This is a genomic window from Pseudoclavibacter sp. CFCC 13796, assembly GCF_008831185.1.
GTDB lineage: Bacteria > Actinomycetota > Actinomycetes > Actinomycetales > Microbacteriaceae > Pseudoclavibacter_A.
The window spans coordinates 122044-146858 of the sequence record NZ_WBKD01000002.1; the positions used below are offsets into that span (position 1 = coordinate 122044).

Annotated in this window: 21 protein-coding genes; 6 read left to right on the forward strand and 15 right to left on the reverse strand. The window is 66.2% G+C overall.

Annotation, left to right across the window (positions count from 1 at the left end; genetic code table 11):
* Nucleotides 1–80 precede the first annotated feature (80 nt).
* Nucleotides 81–464, forward strand: a complete 384-nt coding sequence (locus F8O07_RS09545) for an Rv3235 family protein (RefSeq protein ID WP_158031972.1) — start codon at nt 81–83, stop codon at nt 462–464.
* Between the two features lie 86 nt (nt 465–550).
* On the opposite strand, the gene secA is transcribed toward F8O07_RS09545, so the two are convergent.
* The 6 genes from secA to ahcY form a co-directional block, all read right to left on the reverse strand.
* Complete coding sequence (gene secA, locus F8O07_RS09550; RefSeq protein WP_158031973.1) at nt 551–3241, reverse strand: preprotein translocase subunit SecA; 2691 nt, start codon at nt 3239–3241, stop codon at nt 551–553.
* A gap of 130 nt (nt 3242–3371) precedes the next feature.
* Nucleotides 3372–4025, reverse strand: a complete 654-nt coding sequence (locus tag F8O07_RS09555; protein ID WP_158031974.1) for a ComF family protein — start codon at nt 4023–4025, stop codon at nt 3372–3374.
* A gap of 61 nt (nt 4026–4086) precedes the next feature.
* Nucleotides 4087–5793 (reverse strand): GerMN domain-containing protein, encoded by a 1707-nt coding sequence (locus F8O07_RS09560; RefSeq protein ID WP_158031975.1) that lies wholly within the window; start codon nt 5791–5793, stop codon nt 4087–4089.
* Nucleotides 5790–7322 carry an MtrAB system histidine kinase MtrB gene (gene mtrB / locus F8O07_RS09565; RefSeq protein ID WP_158031976.1) on the reverse strand — a complete coding sequence of 511 codons (1533 nt, stop codon included), beginning with the start codon at nt 7320–7322 and terminating at the stop codon, nt 5790–5792. The genes F8O07_RS09560 and mtrB overlap by 4 nt, the downstream gene beginning before the upstream one ends.
* 2 nt (nt 7323–7324) lie before the next feature.
* A complete protein-coding gene (gene mtrA, locus F8O07_RS09570) occupies nt 7325–8002 on the reverse strand; it encodes an MtrAB system response regulator MtrA (protein ID WP_158031977.1) in 678 nt (225 codons plus the stop codon).
* A gap of 3 nt (nt 8003–8005) precedes the next feature.
* A complete protein-coding gene (ahcY, locus tag F8O07_RS09575) occupies nt 8006–9478 on the reverse strand; it encodes an adenosylhomocysteinase (RefSeq protein WP_158031978.1) in 1473 nt (490 codons plus the stop codon).
* A gap of 72 nt (nt 9479–9550) precedes the next feature.
* On the opposite strand from ahcY, the gene F8O07_RS09580 reads away from it, so the two are divergent.
* Nucleotides 9551–9967 (forward strand): hypothetical protein, encoded by a 417-nt coding sequence (locus F8O07_RS09580; RefSeq protein WP_158031979.1) that lies wholly within the window; start codon nt 9551–9553, stop codon nt 9965–9967.
* A 9-nt stretch (nt 9968–9976) separates the two neighbouring features.
* Here F8O07_RS09580 and F8O07_RS09585 read toward each other — a convergent pair whose 3' ends face one another.
* Genes F8O07_RS09585 through F8O07_RS09595 form a run of 3 tightly spaced genes read right to left on the reverse strand, consistent with a single transcriptional unit; the run spans nt 9977 to nt 14622 of the window.
* Nucleotides 9977–11485 carry a DUF5719 family protein gene (locus tag F8O07_RS09585; RefSeq protein ID WP_158031980.1) on the reverse strand — a complete coding sequence of 503 codons (1509 nt, stop codon included), beginning with the start codon at nt 11483–11485 and terminating at the stop codon, nt 9977–9979.
* Nucleotides 11475–14288, reverse strand: a complete 2814-nt coding sequence (locus tag F8O07_RS09590; RefSeq protein ID WP_158031981.1) for a glycosyltransferase family 2 protein — start codon at nt 14286–14288, stop codon at nt 11475–11477. The genes F8O07_RS09585 and F8O07_RS09590 overlap by 11 nt, the downstream gene beginning before the upstream one ends.
* A 16-nt stretch (nt 14289–14304) precedes the next feature.
* On the reverse strand, nt 14305–14622 hold the full coding sequence (locus tag F8O07_RS09595) for a WhiB family transcriptional regulator (RefSeq protein ID WP_158031982.1): 318 nt from the start codon (nt 14620–14622) through the stop codon (nt 14305–14307).
* Nucleotides 14623–14816: 194 nt separating this feature from the next.
* On the opposite strand from F8O07_RS09595, the gene galE reads away from it, so the two are divergent.
* Complete coding sequence (gene galE / locus F8O07_RS09600; RefSeq protein ID WP_158031983.1) at nt 14817–15800, forward strand: UDP-glucose 4-epimerase GalE; 984 nt, start codon at nt 14817–14819, stop codon at nt 15798–15800.
* Between the two features lie 63 nt (nt 15801–15863).
* Nucleotides 15864–17000 carry a glycosyltransferase gene (locus F8O07_RS09605; protein WP_158031984.1) on the forward strand — a complete coding sequence of 379 codons (1137 nt, stop codon included), beginning with the start codon at nt 15864–15866 and terminating at the stop codon, nt 16998–17000.
* Between the two features lie 85 nt (nt 17001–17085).
* On the opposite strand, the gene F8O07_RS09610 is transcribed toward F8O07_RS09605, so the two are convergent.
* From F8O07_RS09610 to F8O07_RS09630, 5 genes are read right to left on the reverse strand one after another with little or no spacing between them, the layout of a single operon-like run.
* Nucleotides 17086–18408 (reverse strand): LCP family protein, encoded by a 1323-nt coding sequence (locus tag F8O07_RS09610; RefSeq protein ID WP_158031985.1) that lies wholly within the window; start codon nt 18406–18408, stop codon nt 17086–17088.
* 1 nt (nt 18409) lies between these two features.
* A complete protein-coding gene (purE, locus tag F8O07_RS09615) occupies nt 18410–18913 on the reverse strand; it encodes a 5-(carboxyamino)imidazole ribonucleotide mutase (RefSeq protein WP_158031986.1) in 504 nt (167 codons plus the stop codon).
* A gap of 11 nt (nt 18914–18924) precedes the next feature.
* The gene (locus F8O07_RS09620) at nt 18925–20085 is read right to left on the reverse strand and encodes a 5-(carboxyamino)imidazole ribonucleotide synthase (RefSeq protein ID WP_158031987.1); all 1161 of its coding nucleotides are present in this window, start codon (nt 20083–20085) and stop codon (nt 18925–18927) included.
* Nucleotides 20082–20750, reverse strand: a complete 669-nt coding sequence (locus tag F8O07_RS09625) for a PH domain-containing protein (RefSeq protein WP_192496749.1) — start codon at nt 20748–20750, stop codon at nt 20082–20084. Before F8O07_RS09625 ends, F8O07_RS09620 begins: the two co-directional genes overlap by 4 nt.
* A 10-nt stretch (nt 20751–20760) precedes the next feature.
* Complete coding sequence (locus tag F8O07_RS09630; RefSeq protein ID WP_192496750.1) at nt 20761–21576, reverse strand: biotin--[acetyl-CoA-carboxylase] ligase; 816 nt, start codon at nt 21574–21576, stop codon at nt 20761–20763.
* A gap of 603 nt (nt 21577–22179) precedes the next feature.
* On the opposite strand from F8O07_RS09630, the gene F8O07_RS09635 reads away from it, so the two are divergent.
* A complete protein-coding gene (locus F8O07_RS09635) occupies nt 22180–23757 on the forward strand; it encodes an acyl-CoA carboxylase subunit beta (protein WP_158032146.1) in 1578 nt (525 codons plus the stop codon).
* The gene (locus F8O07_RS09640; protein WP_158031990.1) at nt 23754–24038 is read left to right on the forward strand and encodes an acyl-CoA carboxylase epsilon subunit; all 285 of its coding nucleotides are present in this window, start codon (nt 23754–23756) and stop codon (nt 24036–24038) included. Before F8O07_RS09635 ends, F8O07_RS09640 begins: the two co-directional genes overlap by 4 nt.
* 29 nt (nt 24039–24067) lie before the next feature.
* Here F8O07_RS09640 and F8O07_RS09645 read toward each other — a convergent pair whose 3' ends face one another.
* On the reverse strand, nt 24068–24772 hold the full coding sequence (locus tag F8O07_RS09645) for a DJ-1/PfpI family protein (protein WP_225733272.1): 705 nt from the start codon (nt 24770–24772) through the stop codon (nt 24068–24070).
* Nucleotides 24773–24815 lie beyond the last annotated feature (43 nt).

A 24815-nucleotide genomic window follows, 5' to 3' on the forward strand; every position in this document is an offset into this window, starting at 1 on the left:
TTAGTCTGAGACCACGTCAGATCGGTCGTCTGCAGATCGCCGGCTGGCGCCGTTACAGATCACGATCAAAGGGGAACACCATGTCAGGGCAGACGTCATATCCACCGAACCGCAGCAGTCAGACGAGCTTCGAGCGCCGTCTGATCCAGCTCTTCGTCGCCGCCCAAGAGGTGGATGCCGGCGTGCGCCCGGCGGAGCATCTCACGAGGTGGGTGTCTGACGACGTGCTCATGAAGATCCGGGTTCGTTCAGAGCTCGCTCAGCAGAGGCACCGCCTCAGGCGAGCACGGCCGGCGCGGCCGGACGTGCGCGTGCTGCGCACACTGGTTCGCCCGACCTACGATCTGAGCCGCGTCGACTGCGTCGTGGTGTTCACCAAAGACGGTGTACGCACCCAGGTCGCGACCGTGGTCTTCGGCCGGAGTCGGGAGCGCTGGCTGGTCGAAGATCTCGCCGTGCTGTAGCCCGTCTGAGCAGACGAGTCAGGCCGGTCTCCCAGGTGGGACGACCGGCCTGACTGCTGCCATCGGCGACTGTGCGCCCGAGACGGCTATTTCTGCTTGTTGGCGCGCCGCTGGGCGCGGTTGGCGGCCGGTGCCGGCTTGCCTTCGCCGCCGTCGCTCTCGGCGCCGTCTTCGTCAGCCGCAGAGTAGCTGTACTGCGCCGGCTTGTCGGTGCGATCGAGGCCCTTCGCCTCGACCTGCACGTCGGGAATGCCGTCGCCGTCGATGTCTTTGTGCTCGATCTGCACATCGAGGTTGAACAGGAACCCGATCGACTCCTCTTTGATGCCGCCCATCATCTGGTTGAACATCGTGAAGCCCTCGCGCTGGTACTCGACCAGCGGATCGCGCTGCGCCATCGACCGCAGGCCGATGCCTTCTTTGAGGTAGTCCATCTCGTAGAGGTGATCGCGCCACTTGCGATCCAGCACCGAGAGCACGACGCGGCGTTCGAGCTCGCGCATGGCCTCGTCACCGAGCTGCTGCTCGCGCTTCTCATAGGCGATGCGGGCATCTGAGAGCAGCTGCTCTTTCAGCATCGGCACGGTGACTCGGCCAAGGTCGCCACCGGCCTCTTCGATCACCTCGTCACGGGTAACCGACACGGGGAAGACGCCCTTGAGGTCACGCCAGAGCCCGTCGAGATCCCACTGAGCCGCCGACCCCGCGGTCACGTGGTCGTCGACGATCGCCTCGACGCTGTCGGTGAGGAAGCCCTGCACCTGTTCGGCGAGGTCGGCCCCATCGAGGATGCGCCGACGGTCGGCGTAGATCGCGTTGCGCTGGCGATTCATCACGTCGTCGTACTTCAGCACGTTCTTGCGAATCTCGGTGTTGCGCGCCTCGACCTGCCCCTGGGCGTTCTCGACCGCACGCGAGACCATCTTCGACTCGATCGGCGTCTCGTCTTCTGGCGAGGTGCGAGCCATCAGCGCCTCGGCCGCCGACGAGTTGAACAGCCGCATCAGATCGTCTTCGAGTGACAGGTAGAAGCGCGACTCGCCGGGGTCTCCCTGACGGCCGGAACGACCGCGCAGCTGATTGTCGATGCGGCGTGACTCGTGCCGCTCGGTGCCGAGCACGTACAGACCGCCGGCTTCGATGACCTTCTCGGCTTCGTCGTGCACACGCTGTCTGACGTCGGCGAAGGCGGTGTCCCAGGCCTCTTCGTACTCTTCTGGGGTTTCGGTCGGCGAGAGCCCGCGGCTGGCCAGCTCAGACACCGCCAGGAACTCGGCGTTGCCGCCGAGCATGATGTCGGTGCCACGACCGGCCATGTTCGTGGCCACCGTGACCGACCCGAGGCGACCGGCCTGAGCCACGATCGCGGCCTCACGTGAGTGGTTCTTGGCGTTCAGCACTTCGTGTTTGACCCCGCGCTTGGCGAGCAGACGCGAGAGGTACTCGCTCTTCTCGACGCTCGTGGTGCCGACCAGCACCGGCTGACCGGCCTCATGCCGATCGACGATGTCGTCGACGACCGCGTGGAATTTGGCCTCGGCCGTGCGGAAGATGAAGTCGGCCTGATCTTTGCGGATCATGGGCCTGTTCGTGGGAATCGGCACGACGCCGAGCTCGTAGGTGCTCGAGAACTCCGCCGCTTCGGTCATGGCGGTACCGGTCATGCCGGCGAGTTTGTCATACGAGCGGAAGTAGTTCTGCAGCGTGATCGTGGCGAGGGTCTGGTTCTCGGCCTTGACCTCGACGCCCTCTTTGGCCTCGATCGACTGGTGGATGCCCTCGTTGTAGCGGCGCCCCTGCATGATTCGGCCCGTGTGCTCGTCGACGATCAGCACCTCGCCGTTGAGCACCACATAGTCTTTGTCGCGTTTGAAGAGCGCCTTGGCCTTGATGGCGTTGTTCAGGAACGAGATCAGCGGGGTGTTCGCCGACTCGTACAGGTTCTCGATGCCGAGGTAGTCTTCGACCTTCGAGATGCCGGACTCGAGCACGCCGATGGTGCGCTTCTTCTCGTCGACCTCGTAGTCAGTGCCCTCTCTGAGGCGACGGGCGACCTTGGCGAACTCGCCGAACCACCGGTTGGCGTCGCCGTCACCGGGACCCGAGATGATCAGCGGGGTACGAGCCTCGTCGATCAGGATCGAGTCGACCTCGTCGACGATGGCGAAGAAGCGCTCGCGCTGCACGAGGTCGCTCTTCTGCCAGGCCATGTTGTCACGCAGGTAGTCGAAGCCGAACTCGTTGTTCGTGCCATAGGTGATGTCGGCGGCGTACTGCTCGCGACGCTGCTGCGGAGTCTGCCCTGCGACGATGCAGCCGGTGGTCATGCCCAGCGCACGGAACACGCGGCCCATCAGATCGCTCTGGTACTTGGCCAGGAAGTCGTTGACGGTGACGACGTGCACGCCTTTGCCCGCGATCGCGTTCAGGTAGGCCGGCAGCGTCGCGACCAGGGTCTTGCCCTCACCGGTCTTCATCTCGGCGATGTTGCCCTGGTGCAGTGCCGCGCCGCCCATGATCTGCACGTCGAAGTGACGCATGCCCAACGTGCGGTCGGCAGCCTCGCGCACGGCGGCGAATGCCTCGGGCAGCAGATCGTCGAGCGTCTCGCCGCTGTCATAGCGGTCACGCAGACGCTGCGTCTCTTCGTGAAGCTCGTCATCGCTGAGCTCTTTGTAGTCGTCGCCCAGCGCGTTGACCTGGCTGACCACCCGCTTCAGTCGTTTGAGGATGCGCCCCTCACCGATGCGCAGGATGTTGTCGACGATTCCAGCCACGTGTCCACTCTCTCTCAGGTCTCGTGCAGGCCTCAGCACACTGTCAGTCGCTGCCGCAGGGCGCACACCGAACCATTCTACGTGTCTGCGAGCAGAAGTGTGGGGCCGTCTCAGAGAATGCCCAGCTCTCTCATCGAGCAGCCAGAGCACGAGGCGTTCGCGCAAGCACCAGCATTCCGACGACGTCTCCGCCGCCCGCGAGCACTGCGTCTCTCGCCGCTCGCATGGTGGCACCCGTCGTCATCACGTCGTCGATCAGCAGCACCTGCCGCCCGACGACCGCACCCCGGTCTGCATACAGCGCATCTGCGAGGTTGCTTCGTCGGGCCGAGGCGCTGAGTGCCCGCTGGTCGTGCAGCTTCCGAACCGGCCAGAGCACGTCTTCACGCACGGACTCCCCGCTGCGCCCGAATGCCCGCTCGGCAAGACAGAAGCCTCGTCGGCGTCGGGCAGCCGCCGACGACGGCAGCGCCGCCCACAGTGCGCCGTCAGAGGCGAGCCGTCGACGTGCGACTGCTGCAAGCCGGTTCGCATGCATGCGCAGCAAGCCGAGTTCGGCTGTGCGCCGATCGTCTTTCACCGCACGGATGACGACGCGGATGCGACCGTCATGGTCGTCCCACCCCAAGCAGGGCACACCTTCGACGCACACGACCGTCGGAGAATCGTCGAACGCCTGCAGACAGGTGGCGCACAGAGCCGTCGACGTCCTGCCTCCGCAGGCAAGGCAGGACTCAGGCAGCAGCAGCGTGCCGATCTCACGCAGCGCGCCCATGACGTCCATGCGTCGAGCATCGCCCAAGAAGGAATCGACAGACCAGCCCTCGACACCCCCTGTGCACGTGTCAATGCCAGATGGTGGTCAGTGCAGAGACGCGCACTCCGAGTTCGGTCACGCTGCCGCTCTGCACAGAGAAGAGCCGGTCGTCACTCACCACGCGCAGCTGACCGTCGCGGGGCGCGCCGACGAGCTGCGTGACATGCCCGTGCACTGTGGCCTGAGTGCCGCTCCCGCTCATCGAACGGACGAGGATCGTGCTTTCACCCGTCGAGGACCCCGGAGCGAGTGCCACCGCGACCTGGTCGTCGGCGTTCCAGGCGAGGGCCGTCACCGTGCCTGACGCCTTTCCGAGCTCGGTCGCCGCGGTGAGCTCGGCCGGATGCCCCGTCGCGTCACGACGCACGCCGAACGCCAGCAGGCGGATGTTCTGTCCCTCGGCCACTGCGACTCCGACGCGGGCACCGTCCGCAGCTGCGGCAGCGGCGACCACTGCTCCGGTGCCGACGACGTCTGCGGGCAGCGGCAGCGCACCCGAGACTCCGCTGTTGGCATCGACCCAGACGATCTGGCCGTCGCGCAGCGTCCAGGCGGTGCCGACGACGTCGATCGATGCGACGCCCGACGCCGTTCCGCTCAGCACGCGCGGGTTCTGATCGTCGCCCATGTAGTGCATGCCGTCGGCTGCGGCCGCGGCCAGTCGCCCACGCGCCACGCTCAGCGAGCTGACCGAGGTGTCGGTCAGCGCCGAGCGAACCGGCTGCAGCTCGGATGGCAGAGGATCGACCGGCTGCCAGCTCTGGCCGTCCATGGCCTGCAGGCTCTCGCCTTCGGACCCGAGCACGACGCCGTTCTGGGTATGGGGAAAATCAATCTCAGCGGTCGGAATGGTGGGCAGATCGATGCGCAGATTGTTGACGGTGAGACTGACCTCGTGGATGTCGTCGACCTGCTCGAGGGAGCGCACCAACAGGGTCTTCACCTGACGCTGGTGCAGTTCGTCGAGTGAGAGGAACTCACCGCTCAGCGAGATCGAGGCGACCCCGCTGCTCACGCCCACGGCCTCGACCGCCAGATGCAGATCGCTGCCGATCAGCTGCTGCACGCCGGCCTGCACGGTGGGCACGGGGCCGGAGAGAAAGGCCTTGACCAGTCGTGTGGCCGTCTGATCGCCCGCCTGGAACCAGCGGACGTCGGGCACGAGCGTGTCGCCGGACGTCGAGAGGTAGGCGAGCCGCGCTGGTCTGAACACCAGGTCGAAGCTCGCTCGCGTCATCAGCACCCCGTCCGGTGCGGAGCTGATGCGCCACTGTCCGTTGACCTGCACGAGCGAGTACTCCTGCTTCAGCCGAGACGTCTGCTCGCGGTAGACGCCGACGGCGTCGACCGTCGCCTGCAGCGCACCCGTTGCCTCGACGTGGCCGCTGTCGTGATCGTCGAGGTCGGGCATGCTGTCGAGCACCTGCACCTGCGCATCTGGCTGCCAGCTGGCGGCCAGACCGTCGGTCAGAAACTCTCGGGCGACAGAGTGGCTGCCTCTGGTGTCGGCCGACGCCAGGATGAACCCGTTGATGACCTCGATCGGGCTCGCGCCGTCAGCCGGCCCCGAGGCGTTGACCACGTAGCCGCTGCTGTTCTCGCTGCCTCCGCTGTCGACCACGCGTTGCGGCGACCCGGAATCGGGCAGCCGGACGCATCCGCCGAGCAGCAGAGCAATCGGCAGCAGCACAGCGGCGACCAGCCCGACGAGCACTCGTTTCGGCCCGCTCGTCATGAGCTCTCCTCTTCGAGGGGCAGCGTGATCGTGAACGTCGCTCCGTGCCCCAGCTCGGACTCCGCCGAGACGCTGCCGCCGTGCAGCTGCATGTCCTCACGTGTGATCGACAGCCCCAGCCCGGTGCCGCCGAGTGTGCGCTGACGGGAGGCGTCGGCCCGCCAGAACCGGTCGAATACGTGTTCCAGATCGTTGGCCGAGATGCCGCGGCCGTGGTCGACGACACGGATGCGCCCGACGGCCGGCGTCGCCCCGCTCGGTCGATCGACGACGACCTCGATGGGTGATCCTGCGCCGTGCTCCAGTGCATTCGAGAGAAGGTTGCGCACCGCCCGCCCCACTCGCACGCTGTCGATGGATGCCGGCACGGCCCCGTCTGGAGCCGTCACCGTGATCGGGCTGCCCTGTCGCTGGGAGAGCGCCTCGCAGTCGGTGACGACGCTGCCCACCAGGCCGACGAGATCGACCTCTGAACGGTCAAGCGCGACGACGCCGGCGTCGAGACGGCTGGTCTCGAGCAGCTCGCTGAGCAGCCGTTCGAAGCGCTGCACTTGGGTGTGCAGAATCTCGGCCGATCGTCGCGTCGCCCCCTCCAGATCGTCGCGCCTGGCGTAGATGACGTCTGCCGCCAGGCTGATCGTGGTGATCGGGGTGCGCAGCTCATGTGAGACGTCCGAGACGAAGCGCCGCTGCAGCGTCGACAGCCGGCGCAGCTCGAGGATCTGACGTTCGAGCGAGTCGGCCATCTTGTTGAACGAACGTCCCAGCGCGACGGCCTCGGCCGCCCCTGTCTGGGGCAGACGCTGCCCGAGGTCGCCTCGTGCGAGGCGGCTCGAGACTTGGACGGTGCGGCGAATCGGCCGCAGAATCAGCGAGGTGACGATGACCGCGATCGCGCCGGTCATCAGCACCAGCACGAGAGCCGCGATCAACAGCATCAGCTGCACGAACTCCAGCGTCTGCTGCTCGGGGGCCAGCGAGTTCTCGATGTAGATCTCGTGCTCGCCGGCGAGCGGCACGCTGAACGAACCGCCGACCACGATGGCGGGCTCTCCGGAAGCTCCCTTCGCCGACTGCCAGAAGATCGTGTCGGGGTTGGCCTGCACCTGTTCGCGCAGCGATGCGGGAATGCTCTGCGCGTTCAGCGAGGCGCTGATCAGATCGGGGCTGTTCAGCACCGGCCGCTCGCCTGATTCCGTCTGCAGCAGCGCGACCTGCTGTGAGAGGGCCAGAGACTCGGCGCTGCGCAGCATCGACACTTTCAGCGTCTGCAGAGACTGTTCGTCCTGCGCCGTCGAGCCCAGACCGATCGATCGCACGTCTTCGATCGCCGACTGGCTGAGACCGACCACCGTCTCGCTGCGCGACTTGAACAGCTCGGTCGAGATGCGCAGTGAGATGAGTCCGAACACGAGCAGTGTGGTCAGCGTGCTGAGCACCAGAGACACCACGAGCGCGCGAGCCGTGAGCGAGCGCCGCAGCCACTGCATCAGACGCCGGGCGGGCACGCGAAGCAGACTTGCCGCCACGATCAGCGCTCTCCTGCGGTGTAGCCGACGCCGCGCACGGTGAGCACGTACTCGGGGTTCTCCGGGTCGTCCTCGATCTTGGCCCGCAGGCGCTGCACGTGCACGTTCACCAGTCGGGTGTCGGCCTTGTAGTGGTAGCCCCAGACCTCCTCGAGCAGCTGGTCGCGGCTGACGACGACCCCGGGCTGTCGAGCCAGGGCCGCCAAGAGGTCGAACTCGAGCGGTGTGAGTCGCACGATCTCGCCGTTCTTCGTGACCTGATGCGCTGCGGTGTCGATCGTGAGCGCGCCAAGACGCAGCACCGAGGCGATGTCTCCGGGCAGTCGGCGAAGGCGGGCTTCGATGCGGGCCACGAGCTCCTGCGGTGAGAACGGTTTGGACACATAGTCGTCTGCGCCGGCGGCGAGCCCGGCGACCACGTCGGTGGTGTCGGTGCGCGCTGTGAGCATGACGACGGGCACATCGGATTCTCTGCGGATGCGTCGCGCCACTTCGACGCCGTCGAAGCCGGGCAGCATCACGTCGAGCAGCACCAGATCAGGGTGCTGCTCGCGGCAGGTCTGAACGGCTGATGGCCCGTCCGCTGCCGTGACGACCGACCACCCCTGCCCGCGCAGCACGATCTCGATCATCTCCAGCAGATCGGGATCGTCGTCGACGGCGAGAATGCGATGTGCCATAGGTCAGTACCGATAGTGATCCGGCTTGTACGGGCCGTCGACGGGAACGCCGAGGTAGTCGGCCTGTGCAGGCGTCAGAGTGGTCAGCTCGACGCCGAGGGCGGCAAGATGCACCCGTGCCACGTGCTCGTCGAGCGCCTTCGGCAGCCGGTGCAGGCCGATCGGGTATGCCTCGAGGTTGGTGAACAGCTCGATCTGCGCCAGCACCTGGTTGGTGAAAGAGGCACTCATGACGAAGCTGGGATGCCCCGTGGCGTTGCCGAGGTTCAGCAGGCGTCCCTCGCTGAGCACCAGGATGCTGTTGCCGTTCGGCAGGTGCCATTCGTCGACCTGCGGCTTGATGTTCACTTTGCTGGCGCCCTGAAGCCGTTCGAGACCGGCCATATCGATCTCGTTGTCGAAGTGCCCGACGTTGCCGACGATGGCGTGATTCTTCAGTTTCAGCAGCTGATCGACGGTGACGACTCCGAGGTCGCCGGTGGCGGTCACCACGATGTCGACCTCGTGGGCGACGTCGTCGAGTCGGGCGACTTGGAAGCCGTCCATCGCCGCCTGCAGCGCACAGATGGGGTCGACCTCGGAGACGATCACGCGAGCACCCTGGCCGCGCATCGCCTCGGCCGCGCCCTTGCCGGTGTCGCCGTAGCCGGCGACGAACACGACCTTGCCCCCGATCAGAGTGTCAGTGCCGCGGTTGATGCCGTCGGGCAGCGAGTGTCGGATGCCGTATTTGTTGTCAAACTTGCTCTTGGTGACCGAGTCGTTCACGTTGATGGCCGAGAACTGGAGTTCGCCGTCGCGGGCCATGTGCGCCAGCCGGTGCACACCGGTCGTCGTCTCTTCGGACGACCCTTTGATGTCGTGGATGACGCGAGTGAACCAGCCTGGACGTTCCGACAGCAGCGCGTCGATGACCGCCCACATGGCCGTCTCTTCGTGGCTGAGCTCATGCGACGGCCGCGAGGTCGCATCCTGCTCGGCTTGGAAGCCGAGGTGCACGAATCCGGTGGCGTCTGCCCCATCGTCCAGGATCAGGTTCGGGCCGATCCAGTCAGCACCCTGCTGCTCGGCCTCATGTGACCAGTCGAACACCCGAGCGAGCATCTGCCAGTACTCGTCGACCGTCTCGCCCTTCCACGCGAAGACCGGGACACCCGCCGGCGCATCCAGGGTGCCGTGGGGGCCCACCACCACAGCGGCGGCGGCTTCGTCCTGCGTCGAGAAGATGTTGCACGAGCTCCAGCGCACCTGGGCGCCGAGCGCGACAAGCGTCTCGATGAGCACAGCGGTCTGCACCGTCATATGCAGCGAACCGGCGATACGAGCGCCCTTCAGCGGCTGCTGCCCGGCATACTGCTCACGAAGCGACATCAGACCCGGCATCTCGTACTCGGCGAGACGGATCTGGTGTCGACCTGCCTCGGCGAGCGTCAGATCGCGAATCTGATAGTCGAAGGGCTCGTGGGTCTCGCTCATTGGGCAGTGCTCCTTGCAGTATCGACGGACTGTACCAACTGTAGTCGGTGCGCTCGCCTCTAGACTGGAGCCATGTCAGCGTCTTCGTCTCACCCGTCACGCTCCGGGCACCGGTCACGGCACCGCCGTCTGCGCAGCCGTGTCGGAGGTCCGTACCTGCAGAGGCTCGGCTCTCGCCGACAGGCGCTCATCGACCGGATCACCGCCACGAGTTCGTACGTCAAAGCGAACTGGGCCCCCGAACTCGACGACGTGACAGTCCTGCTCTCCGACATGCCGAATCAGCTCAAAGACGGGCATGACCCTCGTTGGACGGTCGATCAGAGTCAGCGCACCATCGTTCTGCATCGCCTGCCCCTGACCCTCGGCGCCGAGGTGGAGGACGCCGACGAGGTGCAGCGTCAGATGACGATCGAATACTGCGTGCTGTCGGCTTTCGCCGAACTCACTGGACGTCAGCCGTGGGAGATGCACGGCCACCAGATCTAGCGGTCGACGTCAGCGCGCCAGAACGTCCACCGCGCCAGCGGATTCTGCCCCTGCCAGCGCGGCCGCCGCGATGCCATCGCCACCGCTCGTCACCACCGCGAGATGCACGGCCTGTGTCGGACGCACCTCGACGGACTGCCCCGCCGAGAGATCCAACGAGCCGATGCCACTGTCGTCGAGCTGAACGTCTCGTGACGCCCCGTCGACCTGCACCGACACCGTCGACGACGGTGCGCCGCTGAGCTTCAGGGCCAGCGAAGTCGGAGTCGACGGAACGGCGAACGACAGCGGCGCCGTCACGGCGTCTGAACTCTGCAGCCAGGTGAAGTCGGCCTGATCGCGCCCGCCCGAGGTCACACGCGCTGCGGCGACGATCGATGCGTCTGCCGTGATCGAGATCTGGTAGTCGCCGTCAGGCAGGTCACCAAGCGGCGTGTCGACGACGACCCCCTGCGTCAGTGAGACGTCGAACGACCGCGAGTCGGCGCCGCTCACTGTCACGTGTGCGACTGTTCCTTCGTCTGGCGAGAGCAGGCGAAGCACCGGCTGAGTGTCCTCCCAGCCGCCCTCGCCTGCCAGGCCTGCACGATCGGCTCCGCCGGAGATGCGCACACCGGTGATGTTCTGCTGCGTCGCGGGCTGAGCCCCCGGCGCCTGCACATCGAGGCCGCCGGCTTCGAGACCGCGCACGGTCGACTGCTGCAGAAACGCGGCGACCGGCGCTCGCACTGCCTGCACGCGCACGAAGATCTGCTGATCGGTGGTGGTGACGGCCGAGACCGGCAGCACACGCTCGCTGCCTGCTTCGACATTCAGCTCCCCGGTGCTTGACAGAAGCTGTCCTTCGCCGGTGAAGACCGTGAGCGTCACCGTCGAGGCGAGCGAGCTCGGGTTGACCACACGCACCGACGTGGAGCGTCCGACCTGCTGAGAACCGCCGCCGATCCAGCTGTCGAACGTCGGGCTGGTGCAGTCGGCCAGCAGCGTGCCCCTGCTCTGCCCATCGTCGACCCGTGCACCGCTGAGCACGCCCAGCGCAGACTGATGGTCAGTGCTGGTACGCACGACGGTGCTTGCTGAGACGCCGTCGCGTGTCGCGACTCCGCCGGCCGTGCCGAACGGTGTCGGCTCCGACTGACCGACGCTCTGCACCGTGAGGTCTGAGTCAGAGATCGCAGCGATCGATCCGCTGCCCACGGCGTCACCGGCATCCACCGAGGTAATGGAGCCCCCGGTGCGGAACCCGACCGGGCAGACACGAGTGCTCTCGACCGAGGCCGGCACAACGGTGCTCGCCTGACGACTGAGGTCGACTTCGGGTGTGGCGAATCTGGTCAGCGCCCATCCCCCGGCAACCAATGCGACGACCACCACGACGCTGAGCAGCCACCGGGAGGCGTGGCGAGCGACACGGCGGACGCCGCCCGGCTGTCTCCCCTTCGACGACGCCTCTGGCTGGGCTGCGGGGGTATCGGAGATCTTCGGGGTCGTTTGTTCGGATGCCGTATCAGACATCATCGGCGTCTCCTTCCAGCAGCGAGAGTGCCGACGACGTCTCGGCCTCGTCGCGCAGGCGGCCGGTCGGCAGGCTCAGCGCGAGGAAGAACAGCAGCACGATCGCCTGCGGCACGATGAGCCACCAAATGCTGGGCCCGGAGTCGGCCACCGCAGTCGATCCAGTGACGCGCCACAGCTGACCGATGTCGCTGCGACCAGCCGGCTCGAGCGCGGTGTTGGCGTCAAGCACCGAGCTCACGCGATCGGTCGAGACGGTGGAGTCAGCGGCGCGCAGCAGGACGAAACGGGCCCCCATCTGGTTCAGCGCGTCCGTGGGATCGTAGCCGCTGTAGCTCGCCAGATTCGACACGGTCGATTCGACCTGCTGCCGGCCGTCGTCGAGGCTTCTCGCGCTGATCACTTGACGATGTCGGCCCTGCAGCGTGCCGAAGAACGCCGACGGAGTCGTCGTCGCATCAAACGACCCGTCAGGATTCGCGACGATCTCGAGCACACGCCCGCCGGGGGCGTTGCGCTCTTCGGCCTGAACCAGCGCCGGAGCGGTGTTCGCGACCGCCCCCACGGCCCCGCCCTGACTGATCGCCAGCGCTCCCGGCGCGGCGATGCCCACGGCGACACCGCAGATGGCGACGGCCGCCGCTGTCTTCGCCAGGCCGACCCGTGCGCCGACAAGCGTGCCCGAGATAGCCACCAGCAGGAACAGCGTCGCCGCAGAGAGCAGCGGGGTCGTGTCCCAGGTGCTGGGCGCTCCGAAGACCCGGATCGACGTGATCCCTGACAACACGACGGCCAGTGCACCAGTCGCCGAGAACAGGACGAGACCGATGAGGACGCGTCCCCAACGATGGGTGAAGAGACCGACCAGCCCGATGACGATGAGCACCGCCGCCGAGATCGCGGCGACAGCCTGTGCGACCAGCGGTTGGCCGTCGAGAGCAGGAACCAGGGTCTGCCAGAGCCATGGAGCGGATCCGGGCAGCAGCAGATCAAGGGGATCGTTCGGGCCGCTGGACGGCAGCGAGCCGCCGATGGAGAGGAGCCCCAGCCAGTCGTGAGTCACGACTGCGTCGCGCACCGGCCCCACCCAGACCACGAGGCTGGGGATCAGCACCGCCCAGAGAGACCGCAGCAGTCGGTGTGCGAAGACCGACCAGACGAGGATGCCCGCCAGCAGGACGATCCATCCGATCGGCGAGCAGGCGCTCAGCAGGGCGAGCCAGAGGCCCGCAGCGGCTGCGCGACCAATCGAGCGCTCTCGACCGTTTCCGGGGCGGGCCACCGCGAGCAGAGAGCCGACCGCCAGAGGCAGCACGATGTGGAAGACCGTCGGTGACAGGTCTCCCGAGACGAGCGCCTGCACGAACACCGGTGACAGCGCCCAGACGACAGCGCCGACGATGCGCACCCAAGACGTCTTCGACAGCGCCCGCATCAGATACCAGCCGGACGCGAAGGCGAGCGGCATCGCTGTCAGCAGCAGGAGCACAATGACGGTCGACGGATGCCAGAACGTGAGGGCGGAGAGCAGAGTCCACAGGGCGGAGTTCGGATCGGTCATCAAACCGGTGTCGACGGCACCGAAGTGCTGCAGCGAGAAAAGCGAGGTGAAGCTCGCCCACCAGTCAGGCCGCAGCGGCTCGACTGCGCCGCCCGAGACCTCGCCTGCGGCGATCAGGCGCCACAGCAGCAGCACGTTGAACGCCCACAGCGCGAGAGCGACCAGGGGGGCCTTCGAGCGCCAGAACGGCACCGTGTCATCGTCGTCGACGTCGGTGTCGATGAAGAGAGCCTCTTCACGCTGATCGGCACGCAGTCGGTTCACGCTGCCCGCTGAAAGCAGCAGCGGTTCGATGGCCGACCATGGGGCGACCGAGGCATCGGCGATGCGTCTGCGGTGCGCGGCCACACGGCCGCGACTGAACATGGCGGTGACAGTGGCTGCCCACTCCCCTGCAATCAGTCCGGGACGCTTGTCGAAGAGGTGCTGCAGAGTTCGCCCGAACGCGATGAAGGGCAACGCAAGCCACAGAAACACTGCACTTGTGCCGGTGGTGTAGCTGAGCCGACGGTACAGCTGCGCCCAGCGCACCTGGCGATACTTCGGCCGACGCGTCCGCGCGGCCGGAGTGCTGCTGCGTTCGCTGAGACGATGATGCGCCACACGGGCCGAAGGCACGGTGACGACACGAGCCCCGGCGAGGCGCGCACGGATGCCGAGGTCGAGTCCGTCGTCGCTGAAGGCCAAATTGGTGTCGAGGCCGCCGAGACGCCTCCACAGCCCGCCTTGGATGAGCATGCCGGCCGTGCCGACGGCGAGCACGTCGGACTGCGTATCGAACTGCGCCTGGTCGAGCTCCCCTGCGGCGGGGCTCACCTTCTCGCCGCGGGTCGTCATAGTGAGGCCGAACTCGTCGAGATGATCGGGACGGTCGGCGTCGATCAGCTTCGGCCCGAGCAGCAGCGCACTCGGCGACCGATCGTGCTCGGAGAGAAGATGAGCGAGAGCGGTGGGCTCAGGCGTGCTGTCGTCATGCAGGAGCCAGAGCCAGTCGTCATCCTGCAGATCGGGGATGACAGCGTCGACGGCGTCGCCGACAGCTGCACCGAACGATGTGTCTGCTCCGGTGCGAACGATGTAGTTGACGCCGCCGGCTCTGGCGACGGCTGCAGAGTCGTCGGTGGATGCGGTGTCGACGACGATGACCGGCGCCTGCACCGTCTGCTGGCGCAGGCCCGTGAGTGTGTCAGCCAGCTGCGACGCACCGTTGTGCACGACGACGACGGCGAAAATGCGTGCGCTCATCTAAGACTGCTGCCTTTCAGACTGCACGCCTTCTGAGCTTTCTGCGCTCACGCTCACTCAGACCACCCCAAATACCGAATCGCTCATCATTCTGAAGAGCATACTCAAGGCACTGGGCGCGCACTTCGCAGGAAGAGCAGATGCGCTTCGCATCTCGGGTAGAGCCGCCCTTCTCAGGAAAGAACGCCTCGGGATCAGTCTGGGCGCACAGCGCCTCAGACTGCCATTCGAGCACGCCGGCTTCGCGATCATAGCCGGTATAGCCGGCCACACCGCGCAGAATGGGGTCGTCGAACCAGTCGTCAGGCACCGCGCTGAGATGCTGCTCGGCCATGCAGGTGCCTCCCTCTGTGCAGATGGTGTGTAAGCAATTCGACCTGTCTAATTACACCCGTGTAATTCCCCTGAGTCAAGTCGAACCGCATCGGAAACCGGGCTGCCGACAGGTCCTCATCGACACCGCATCCTCGAAACGGCGAGTCCTTCGCATCCGCGTCGAGCAGACACCAGTCGGTATAGTTGGCTCTCATGGGAACTCTGATTACCGGCGGTGCCGGGTACATTGGCGCACATGTCGTCCGTCTGCTGCAGGAGCGCGGCGAACACGTCGTCGTCGTCGACGACCTCACGACCGGGGCAGCCGATCGAGTCGGTGACGCCACGCTGCATCAGTTCGACATCTCGGCCGCCGGCGCGAACGAGCGACTCGCTGACATCATGCGCGAGGAGCAGATCGACTCTGTCGTCCACTTCGCGGCGAAGAAACAGGTCGGCGAGTCGGTCGAGCGTCCGCTCTGGTACTACCGCCAGAACCTCGACGGTCTGAACAACGTCCTGCAGGCGATGGTCGACGCAGATGCGCAGAACATCGTCTTCTCGTCCTCCGCAGCGGTCTACGGCGAACCCGACGTGGCCGTCGTGCCCGAAGACGTCGTCTGCCAGCCGATCAATCCCTACGGCCAGACCAAGTTCGCGGGTGAATGGCTGATCGACGCCGTTGCTCGCGCCCACGGCATCCACGTCGCCAAGCTGCGCTACTTCAATGTCGCGGGCTCAGGCTGGGACGACCTCGGCGATCCGGCCATTCTGAACCTCGTTCCCATGGTGTTCGACCGCATCGCCCAGGGCAAAGCGCCGCTCATCTTCGGCGACGACTACCCCACCCCCGACGGCACCTGCGTGCGCGACTACATCCATGTCTACGATCTGGCCGACGCACATCTGAGCGCACTCGCCTATCTCAAGGGCGACGACCGCTCCGAGTCGACTTTCAACATCGGCACCGGCAGCGGTTTCAGCGTGCGCCAGGTGGTCGACGAGATTCTCAAGGTCACCGGGAGCGATCTGGTGCCCGAGGTGCGCGGCCGGCGGGCGGGCGACCCTCCGCAGCTCATCGCCGACAGCTCGCGAGTGAATCAGGTGTTGGGCTGGCACGCCAGCCACGACCTGTCTGATATCGTGACGAGCGCCTGGCAGGCCTGGCTCGTCAGCCACCCCGGCGCTGAGGCCTGAGCCCCGGCCTTACACCGCATCCCACTACACCGACAGCAATGCGATGATCGCACAGGAGGACAGATGACGCAGCTTCGCGTGGTCATCGACAATCTCTTCGATGCCGACCCCAGCGGAGTGACCCGTTACACCACCGAGATCACGCGCGCGCTCATTCGCACCGCGGAGAACGGCGATACGGTCAGCGGTGTCATCGCCTCGCACCCGCAGGAGCTCACGCGACGGCTCGAGTCCCAGTTTCCGGGACTCGACCGTCTCATCCGACTGCCTGCCAGCAGCAGTCAGCTCGCGCTCGCATGGAACATGGGCATTCCGCCGCGACTGCTCAGCGACGGCACGACGCACTCGCCGACGATGCTGGCTCCGTTCTTCTCGCACAACCGCATGATCGAGCCCGGCGTTCAGACCGCCGTGACGCTGCACTCCGGGGCGATCTGGACCGCTCCGGAGACGCTCTCACGCCGTGAGCGCATGCGAATCGGCCGGCTGCTGAAACTGACCGAACGATACGCCGATGCGATCGTGGTCACACACCACGAGCTGGCGCATCTGGTCGATCAGAACACGCGCATGGGCGACCGAGTGCAGGTCGTGCCGGTTTCTCCTACCCGCCATCTCGTCGCCCGCGGATCGGTCGCCGGGCGCGCTCGCGAGCTGGGCTTTCCCGATCGATTCCTGATCGCATTCGCCAGCGAACGGCCGGCCAGCCTGCGACTGCTGCTGGCTGCCTACGCTCAGGCGCATCTCGAGGAACCGCTGCTGCTCATCGGCCGCCAGGATCCCGGCCAGACCCCGGCCTCGCGAATCATCGCCGACTCCGGGCTGAACGCCGATCAGGTGCGGCTTCTCGGCGAGGTCGACGACGAAGCCCTTGCCGTGCTGAACACTCGGGCCAGCGCTCTGATCTACTTCGGCGACGGAGACGCCCTCGGGCTGCCGCTGTTCGATGCGATGGTCGCTCGCACCCCGGTCATCTACCCGAATGCCGAGTCACTGCTCGAAGTCACGGGGGGCGCCGGCCTCAGCGTGCCTTTGGAGGGTTCGTCGCTGGTCGACGGCATGGCCGCAGCCATGCGCACAGTCATGACTGACAAAGAGGCGGTCAAACGTCTCGCTCAGGAAGGCGCCGATCGCGCTCGCTCGTTCACTTGGGAAGACTCTGCGCGCGCCATTTGGGCGCTGCATCGCAGCCTGGCCTGATCACGGCTTAGAGGGCTTAGAGGCGGATATCCGCACTCCGAGGTGCCGGTCGATTTCGCCGCTGGCCTGGCGGGCGCCGATGCCCTCAGCCCTCACCGCGCGACCGAGCGATCACGTCGGCCACTGCGGCATCCACTTTCGACCAGTCCAGGTTCGACTCGGGGAAGTCGGGCGGGACCAGCTCAAGGCTGTTGATCGGCAGCTTGCGAGATTTGTCGGCCAGCGACACCAGCGCCCCGATCGAATTGCGCGGAGCGTCGGTGTTCACGAAGTCGGGGCTCGCCTCGGCGATCTGCTGAAAGTTCGTGAGCAGCGTCTGCGGGGTGAACTGCTGGATCAGCGCCTCCTGCACCTGCCTCTGCCTGCGCATGCGATCCCAGTCGCTGGTCGTCTTACGACTGCGCGCGTACCAGAGCGCCGTCTCACCGTTCATGTGCTGACGTCCGGCTTCGACAGACCCGTGGTAGACGTGATGGGTGTCACTGCCGTCGACGAAGTCGAGATGCTCGGTGACGTCGATGTCGACACCGCCGAGAGCGTCGACCATCTTCGAGAAGCCGTTCATGTCGATCATCACGTAGTACGGCACGCGAAGCCCGGTGACGCCCGACGCGATGTCCTTCATCGCCTGGATCCCCTGCTGAAAGCCGGTGTCGTCATGGATGTCTGGGTAGAGCCCCGTCTTGACCTGCGTGACGTAGGTGTAGCCGCCGTTGGCCTTCCACGACCGTGGGTACACACCCTTCAGCGGCGACCCCTCCGGCAGTCGCACCGGATGCAGGTCGCGCGGGATGCCGATGATCGCGGCCTGCCCTGACTTCGCATCGACGCTCACGACAGAGATCGAATCGGGACGCATACCGTCGCGGCCTTCGCCCGAATCGGCGCCGAGCAGCAGGAAGTTGTATCGGCCGTCGACCGCTTCGAGCTGCCCCTGACCCTTGAACAGATCGTCGAAGAGCGACCGCGCCGAGCCGATGTACTGCACGGCGCCATATGCGCCGAAGAGGGTCGCAGCGAGTCCGACCACGGTGACGAGGCTCAGCGCGGCTCGTGCGCCCGGCCGCACCCGGCCGATCTTCGCCGTGCGAAAGGTGTCGACGGTGAGGAGCACCCACAGCAGCACCCAGGCCACGATGAGCACCTGCAGCGCCGTGAGCGTCCAGACGTTGAGCGCCACCGAGGTGAACCCGGCGAGGTTGTTCTTCGACCAGATCAGCGCAGCGATCGCACCGGCGACCATGATGAGCCAGGCCCCGAAGCCGATGCGACCGAGTCGTCGATTGCCGGTCAGCAGCTGCGGGGTTCCCGGCAGCAGAAAGTTCAGCACGACGAGCCACCAGGCACGTCGCCGCATCAGCGGCTCGTCAGTCTGGTTCGGGGTGCGCAGTGGGGTCTGGTAGGTCATCTCAGTCGAGCGAGCGCTGCAGTCGTGCGTTCTTCTGCTCGACCAGCTCTTCGAGTTCGACGGCGTAGTCGTGCAGCTGCTCGCGCAGCCCGAGGTCGGAGGCCCCGAGGATGCGCACCGCCAACAGCCCGGCGTTGAACGCGTTGCCGATCGCGACGGTTGCGACCGGGATGCCGGCCGGCATCTGCACGATGGAGAGCAGCGAATCGAGACCGTCGAGCTTCGCCAGCGGCACCGGCACTCCGATGACGGGCAGCTCGGTCACCGCGGCGAGCATACCGGGCAGATGCGCGGCACCGCCGGCGCCTGCGATGATCACCTGCAGGCCGCGACCCGCTGCAGCCGATCCGAATTCCATCAGCCGACGCGGCGTGCGATGTGCTGAGACCACTTCGACCTCGTGCGCGACGCCGAAGCGGTCAAGCGCCTCGACGGCCTTCGACATGACCGGCCAGTCGGAGTCGGATCCCATCACAATGGCGACTTTGGGGTTCACAGCTGTCATGACACCCCAGACTACACGGAGAGACTGTCAACGACCTCGGAGCCGAGCGCGCGAGCGGCGTCGCGGGCCGCATCTCTCGTTTCGACCAGGTCGAACCCGGTCACGTTGACGTGCCCCATCTTGCGGCCCGGCCGGTACGACTTGCCGTACCAGTGCACTTTCGCCTGCGGCACCTCGGCGAGCGCACGGACGAGCGCCTGCTCGTGCTCGGTGCCGTCGTGTCCGCCCAGCACATTGACCATCACCGTCACCGGCTGGCGTGCTTCGGGGTCGCCCAGCGGCAGGTCGAGCACCGCGCGCAGATGCTGTTCGAACTGCCCGGTGACCGCACCGTCCATACTCCAGTGCCCCGAGTTGTGCGGGCGCATGGCGAGCTCGTTCACCAGCACACGACCATCGTTCGTCTCGAAGAGCTCGACTGCGAGCGCGCCGGTCACTTCGACCGCCTCGGCGATGGTGGTCGCGATGTGGCGGGCCTGCTCAGCCACGTCATCCGTGGTGTCAGGCGCCGGGGCGATGACCTCGGCGCAGACACCGCCGACCTGTTCGCTGGCGGCCAGCGCCCAGGCACGCATCTCACCCGAGGGACGCCGCGCCACCTGCTGCGACAGCTCGCGCCGAAAGTCCACGGCCTCTTCGACCAACAGAGCACCGCCGACCTGGTCGAGCACCTCGGCTGCCAGCCAGTCGGCCACCTCGCTGCCCGATGAGACCAGACGCACGCCGTGACCGTCATATCCACCACGCGGCGTCTTCACGATCGCGCGACCGCCGTGCAGATCGACGAAGGCCTGAACCTCGTCCGCTGTGGTCGCCCGCGTCCACTCGGGCTGGCCCAGCCCGAGTTCGGCGACTTTCTGGCGCATCTCGATCTTGTCCTGTGCGAAGCGCAACGCCTGCGGGCCCGGTCGCACGGCGACACCGGCTTCGACGAGGCGCTGCAGCACCGGCTGAGGCACGTGCTCGTGGTCGAAGGTGATCACATCGACGCCGCGTGCGAACTCGAGCACCTGCTCGGCATCGGTGTAGTCACCGACCACTGTCGTCGCGAGCTTCGCCGAAGCGCCTTCCGCCTCGGCGAACACTTTCAGCTCAATGTCGAGATTGACAGCGACTGGGGTGAGCATGCGGGCCAGCTGGCCGGCTCCGATGACTCCGACACGATATGTCATGGCTGCGGAAACCTCTCTGCGCTCGGAGGCGCGATTGCGAATCGGGGGCCGACGCCGGGGGACGCCGGTGGCTGCATGGGCTGCGTGGTGATCGCAGTGAGCTGATAGCGGTTTCGCCGTGCACGGGCCTGGGCCGAGCGCTCGAGAATCGCCTCACGCAGGCTGGTCGGGTCAGGCATTGACCTGAGCACGAGCGAGAACTGGTCGCCGGCCAGCAGACGGATGTCTCCGCTGCCCCAGAAACGCTGCGAGAGCGACTGGTGCATCTCGACCGAAGAGATCGTGTCGAGCGGCATCTGTCGCTGGTGTGGACGAAGCACGCCTTCGGTCATGGCCACTGTCTCGTCGGTGAGTCGGCAGGCGCGACCCCGCCATGACATCCACACGCAGAACAGCAGCACCACGATCGCAACGGCGACGACGGCGAGCACCCACCGCATGACTCCTCCTGCGGCGCCCCAATACTGCGGCACCGCCCAGGCAGCGGCCCAGAGCAGCAGCACCGGCAGAATCAGGCGGGTCGCCCTCGCACGCAGACGGATCTCGCGCCGATCGCGCCCGCCGGCCGTCTCGCCTTGTGAGGCGCGGGCGGATGTCAGCTCGTCGCCGCCGTCGAGTTGCGGCCGCGAGCGGGGCTCCTCTGCGGGTTGCGTGCCGAACGTCATGTCAGAAACCTTAGCGCGCCGCGGGGCGCACATGGATCACGTCTCCCACCGACAGCGAGTGCGTCGTGCCGTCGGCCTCGACCATCAGTCTGCCGCCGGCGTCGAGGCCCACGGCGACGCCGACCAGGGCGTCGCCGCCCGGCAGCATCACCCGCACCCGCTGTCCGACGGTGACACAGGCGTCGCGCACGGCGTCGAACACGGAGGAGTCGTGCCGCAGGGCGCGCGCCCAGAGGTCTCGGAGCCGCGCCAGCAGATGCTGCAGCATGACGTCGCCGGTGACCATGACGCCCTCGCGTGCGAGCGAGGTCACGGTTCGGGGATCGAGCCCCTGCGCCTCGAAGTCGGCAGCGGTCTGCATGAGGTTGATGCCGAAGCCCACCAAGACGGGCAGGTCGGTCGGAACCTGGCGTCCCGGTCGAGGCGTCGTCGAGACGAGTTCGCTGAGGATGCCGCAGACTTTGCGTCCTTCGATCAGCAGATCGTTGGGCCATTTGACGCCGGCGTGCACACCCAGCTGCTGCATGGCCTGTTGGGTGGCTGCTCCGCAGATGAGTGGGAGCCATGGGAGCAGATCGACGTCTTCTGCTGGGACGACGAATGCGATCGAGACGGCGAGTGCCGACCCGCGAGGCGCCTGCCAGACACGATCCAGTCGGCCGCGACCACCGCGCTGATCGAGTGTCGCCACAGTCGTGAAGGCTTCAGTAGGCTGCCCATCGGCCCACTGGGTGCGGATCATGTCTGAAAGCACGGTATTCGTCGAATCGACGTGATCGAGAGCGATGAGGTTGGGCGACTCGGCGCTGCTCAGAGGAAACTCCATGTCTCGATCATACGGAGCCGGTCGTTCTCGCGGTCTCGCCCCTGGGCGGGCAGCCCCGTGCGTATCAGGGCTGCGAAGCACAGTTGTGGAGCACCGGGACGAGCACGGCTGCGAAGCACGGAACGGATCACCGCCGCAGAGCACGAGGCAGAACTGTGGGTGAGGAACGCCAGTCCAGTCGCCGCAAATGCTGCACCACAACGTCCAGACATGGAACTTGCCATGTCTCGATCGGTATGGACAGCATTTCCCATGGCTCGATATTTCCCCTGGCTCGATGTCTCCGAACTCCACTGCTCTCGGCACGTCTGCCAGAGCGCATGACGACCATCCCCGCACGACCAGCATGCCCCCCTCAACAGAGCGGAGATGAGCATCCCTCACTAGAGCAAAATGACCGGTTCACACCAGCAAACACGGCCAAACAGTGTGCAGATCGCACAATTCACCCCCCGTCGTCTTGCGTGATCACTACAGCAGAACGGGCATACCCCGCCGGTAGACTCGTCTGCGATCGACATCGAGGAGACCTCTGTGACAGCGAATTCCAGCGCCAACCCGAGCGCGAAAACGGCCGAGAGCACGGCTGAGAACACGGACAAGGTGGTTCCATCCACCACTGCCGAACGCATCGCCGACCTCACCGACCGCTACCGCGAAGCAGTCGTCGAGCCGAGCAGAACAGCTGCGCAGAAGCAGCACAAGCGCGGTAAGAAGACCGCCCGCGAGCGCGTGCACGAACTGCTCGACGACGGATCGTTCGTCGAGATCGACTCCTACGTGCGGCACCGCACACATGCCTTCGGCATGGAGGACAAGCGCCCATACGGTGACTCCGTCGTCGTCGGCACCGGCACGATCCACGGCCGACAGGTCGCCGTCTACAGTCAGGACTTCACCGTCTTCGGCGGATCGCTCGGCGAGGTCGCCGGTGAGAAGATCGTGCGCATCATGCAGCTGGCGCTCAAGACGGGCATCCCGATCATCGGCATCCTCGATTCGGGCGGCGCTCGCATCCAGGAGGGGGTGACCGCACTTTCGAAGTACGGCGAGATCTTCCGACTGAACACCAAGTCCAGCGGTGTCATCCCGCAGATCTCGATCGTGCTCGGCCCGGCCGCCGGTGGTGCGGTCTACTCCCCTGCGCTGACCGACTTCGTGATCATGGCCGACAAGACCAGCCACATGTTCGTCACCGGCCCGGACGTCATCAAGACCGTCACCGGCGAAGAGGTGAGCTTCGACGAGCTCGGCGGCGCGCTCACCCATAACAAGACCTCCGGCGTCTCGCACTATCTGGCGCAGGACGAAGACGACGCGCTCGACTACGCGCGCACGCTGCTGAGCTACCTTCCCGACAACAACCTCAACGACGCCCCGACCTATGCGTCGAACACCCAGCTCGAGATCACCGACGTCGACCGACGCCTCAACCAGTTGATCCCCGACTCGACCAACCAGCCCTACGACATGAAGACGGTCATCAAGACGATCGTCGATGACGGCGAGTTCCTGGAGGTGCAGGCGCTCTTCGCCCCGAACATCGTGATCGGCTTCGGCCGCGTCGAGGGGCACACAGTCGGCGTCATCGCCAACCAGCCAGCTGCAATGGCCGGCACCCTGAACATCGACGCCGGTGAGAAAGCCGCCCGCTTCGTCCGGTTCTGCGACGCCTTCTCGATTCCGATCGTCACCCTGGTGGATGTGCCCGGCTATCTGCCCGGCACCGATCAGGAGTGGAACGGCGTGATCCGCCGCGGTGCGAAGCTGCTCTACGCCTACGCCGACGCAACCGTGCCTGTGGTCACAGTAATCACCCGAAAGGCCTACGGCGGCGCGTACATCGTGATGGGCTCCAAATCGATGGGCGCCGATCTCAACCTCGCCTGGCCCACTGCGGAGATCGCGGTCATGGGCGGCCAGGGTGCGGTGAACATTCTCTACCGCCACGAGCTCAAAGAGGCCGAAGAACGCGGTGAAGACGTCGAAGCCGTGCGCACCCGGCTGGCAAATGAGTACACCTACAACGTCGCGAGTCCGTTCCTCGCAGCCGAACGAGGCGAGCTCGACGGCGTCATCGAGCCCGCAGCCACGCGAGTCGAGATCACGAAGGCCCTGCGCACACTGCGCACCAAACGAGACAACCGGCCTTCCAAGAAGCATGGGAACATCCCGCTGTGATCGACGACCAGCACACCAACGTCACCGCCGCAGGCGGGCCCGAGCCCAGCATCCCCGCAGACGAGCCTGAGGCACACAGCCCACAGGAGTATCTCGAGCAGCTGCAGGTCGTCTCAGGCTCGCCGACGCCCGAAGATCTCTCGGCGATCGCTTCGGCGCTGAGCCTGGCAGAGCGCGAGCGGCACCGCGAGCAGCGAAAGCGCGCCATTGAGTCGCACGAGCCGGAGCCGTCCTGGCGTGAGAAGCAGCGGTCGGCACGACGCGATCGCCAGCTGTACTGAGGCGGCGTCTCTCGGGCCGCGGGCGGCCTTCAGCGCCCGAGATGCGTCAGCGCGTGTTCGACCAGAGGGCCGCGTCGGCGCTCGTTGGCGGCGATGATGCCCTCCACCTGTTCTGACGGATGGGTGCGAGGCGTGCCCGCCTCGAAAGGCGGATGTGGGTCGTATTCAAGCCTGAGCGCGATGTCTCGGGCGGCCTGTTCGCCGCGCAGCCGCGCGACGAGGGTCAGTGCGAAGTCGATGCCCGAGGTGACCCCGCCTGCGGTGATGAGGTTGTCGTCGACGACGACGCGCTCGTCTGTCACGAGGATGTCGGGGTACCTTGCCAGCAGCGGCCGACTGCTCCAATGCGTGGTCGCGCGTCGGCCGGCGAGCAGTCCGGCCTGTGCGAGAGCGAAGGCCCCGGTGCACACCGAGGTGATCCACTGGGCGTGTTCGGCCTGGCTGCGCAGAAACCGGATCGCCTGTTCGTCTTCGAGCAGAGCGAAGGCGCCTTGGCCTCCCGGAACCACGAGAACGTCGGCCGGCTGCGCCTCGTCGAAGCGAACAGTCGGCACCAGCGCGAAGCCGGCGCTCGTTTCGACGGGATTCAGGTCGTGCCACACGTACTGCATGTGCACACCCTCGATCTGTGCGAAGACTTCGGCCGGCCCGGTGAGGTCGAGCTGAGTGATCTGGGGAAACAACAGCATGGTGATGGTCAGCGGCTGCACGGTATGGGATGGTGCGACGGTCATGTGTCGATCATGTCCCTCAGCCTGTCGCAGCACAAGTGGTTCG

What these genes read in the sequence shown, in the direction of transcription:
- F8O07_RS09580 (WP_158031979.1), top strand. Translation starts at nt 9,551, where the DNA reads ATGTCAGCGTCTTCGTCTCACCCGTCACGCTCCGGGCACCGGTCACGG.
- F8O07_RS09560 (WP_158031975.1), bottom strand. Translation starts at nt 5,793, where the DNA reads ATGACGAGCGGGCCGAAACGAGTGCTCGTCGGGCTGGTCGCCGCTGTG.
- F8O07_RS09610 (WP_158031985.1), bottom strand. Translation starts at nt 18,408, where the DNA reads ATGACCTACCAGACCCCACTGCGCACCCCGAACCAGACTGACGAGCCG.
- F8O07_RS09590 (WP_158031981.1), bottom strand. Translation starts at nt 14,288, where the DNA reads ATGAGCGCACGCATTTTCGCCGTCGTCGTCGTGCACAACGGTGCGTCG.
- F8O07_RS09625 (WP_192496749.1), bottom strand. Translation starts at nt 20,750, where the DNA reads ATGACGTTCGGCACGCAACCCGCAGAGGAGCCCCGCTCGCGGCCGCAA.
- F8O07_RS09545 (WP_158031972.1), top strand. Translation starts at nt 81, where the DNA reads ATGTCAGGGCAGACGTCATATCCACCGAACCGCAGCAGTCAGACGAGC.
- F8O07_RS09585 (WP_158031980.1), bottom strand. Translation starts at nt 11,485, where the DNA reads ATGATGTCTGATACGGCATCCGAACAAACGACCCCGAAGATCTCCGAT.
- purE (WP_158031986.1), bottom strand. Translation starts at nt 18,913, where the DNA reads ATGACAGCTGTGAACCCCAAAGTCGCCATTGTGATGGGATCCGACTCC.
- galE (WP_158031983.1), top strand. Translation starts at nt 14,817, where the DNA reads ATGGGAACTCTGATTACCGGCGGTGCCGGGTACATTGGCGCACATGTC.
- F8O07_RS09605 (WP_158031984.1), top strand. Translation starts at nt 15,864, where the DNA reads ATGACGCAGCTTCGCGTGGTCATCGACAATCTCTTCGATGCCGACCCC.
- F8O07_RS09620 (WP_158031987.1), bottom strand. Translation starts at nt 20,085, where the DNA reads ATGACATATCGTGTCGGAGTCATCGGAGCCGGCCAGCTGGCCCGCATG.
- ahcY (WP_158031978.1), bottom strand. Translation starts at nt 9,478, where the DNA reads ATGAGCGAGACCCACGAGCCCTTCGACTATCAGATTCGCGATCTGACG.
- F8O07_RS09595 (WP_158031982.1), bottom strand. Translation starts at nt 14,622, where the DNA reads ATGGCCGAGCAGCATCTCAGCGCGGTGCCTGACGACTGGTTCGACGAC.
- F8O07_RS09555 (WP_158031974.1), bottom strand. Translation starts at nt 4,025, where the DNA reads ATGGACGTCATGGGCGCGCTGCGTGAGATCGGCACGCTGCTGCTGCCT.
- F8O07_RS09645 (WP_225733272.1), bottom strand. Translation starts at nt 24,772, where the DNA reads ATGACCGTCGCACCATCCCATACCGTGCAGCCGCTGACCATCACCATG.
- F8O07_RS09630 (WP_192496750.1), bottom strand. Translation starts at nt 21,576, where the DNA reads ATGGAGTTTCCTCTGAGCAGCGCCGAGTCGCCCAACCTCATCGCTCTC.
- mtrA (WP_158031977.1), bottom strand. Translation starts at nt 8,002, where the DNA reads ATGGCACATCGCATTCTCGCCGTCGACGACGATCCCGATCTGCTGGAG.